Origin of the sequence: Methylobacterium sp. BTF04 (assembly GCF_010692745.1) — a bacterium.
Taxonomy (GTDB): domain Bacteria; phylum Pseudomonadota; class Alphaproteobacteria; order Rhizobiales; family Beijerinckiaceae; genus Methylobacterium.
This window is the reverse complement of sequence record NZ_JAAHTB010000188.1, coordinates 1-1,102: the sequence shown is the minus strand read 5'-3', so window position 1 is coordinate 1,102 and position 1,102 is coordinate 1. Positions and strand designations below refer to the sequence as shown.

Genomic DNA, 1,102 nt, shown 5'->3' with positions numbered 1-1,102 from the left:
GCCGTCAGCCCAGAACACGCCGCAAGACACCGCCTGGTGAATAAGACGGGCTAGCTGTCGGCCAGCGCAGTGAACCAGCCCCTCAGCCCCGGTGCACCCCAATCCGCCGACCTAGCTCAAAAGTAAAACGCTGTGATGATCCTCCCGCCACAGATCTAAACTCGCCGTTAACCTTAATCGGCAATTCCTCGGATCATTAGAGGCTTCGTGCGGGCTGTACCTGCCGCCGCCCAAGGATGGCAAATTATGCGGCTGATCATCGGCGCAATAATCGTCTTCGCCTGCGTCTTCGGCAGTTACTCGGCGATGGGTGGCCACCTGGAAGTCCTTTGGCAGCCGTACGAGTTTGTCATCATCCTCGGTGCAGCCATCGGTGCCTTCATCATTGGCAACACCGGGCCGGTGCTCAAGGCCGTGCCGGGGATGTTACTCACGCTCGTGAAGGGTCCCAAATACAATCAGCAATGCTATGTCGAACTACTGGGGATGCAGTATTCGTTGTACAAACTTACGAAGCAGAAGGGTTTAATGGCGCTTGAACCGCACATTGAAAATCCTAGCGAGTCGACGCTGTTCAACGCCTTCCCGACCTTTGCAGCGAACCATCACGCGGTTGAGTTCGTCTGCGACTACATGCGTATGGTGACGCTGGGCGCCAACAACGCCTACGAGATAGAAGCTCTCATGGATGAGGAACTGGAGACGCACCACCAGGAGCAGGAGCGTGTCGTTTCGTCCATGCAGGCGCTCGCCGATGGAACACCAGCGCTCGGCATCGTCGCCGCCGTGCTCGGCGTGATTAAGACGATGGGGGCGATCAAAGAGCCGCCGGAGGTGCTGGGACATCTGATCGGCGGTGCGCTCGTAGGCACCTTCTTTGGCGTCTTCGTTGCCTATGGATTTTTCGGGCCAATGGCGCAGTCGCTCAAGAGCCTCTTTGAGGCCGAATCCAAATACTACCTTTCACTCAAGGCGGGTCTCCTCGCCCACATCAGCGGCCAGCCGCCAGTGATGGCGGTAGAATTTGCCCGCAAGGCTCTGATGAGCGACGTCCGCCCGACCTTCAACGAAGTGGAAACGGCAACCGCCGCTCTGCCCGCCT

General features: G+C 58.3%; 1 protein-coding gene. It reads left to right on the top strand.

The annotated features are described in order from the left end of the window. Positions 1-246: 246 nt before the first annotated feature. Positions 247-1,102 (top strand): flagellar motor stator protein MotA (motA, locus tag G3T14_RS24225; RefSeq protein ID WP_163645011.1); only part of this gene is annotated, 856 nt, incomplete at its 3' end.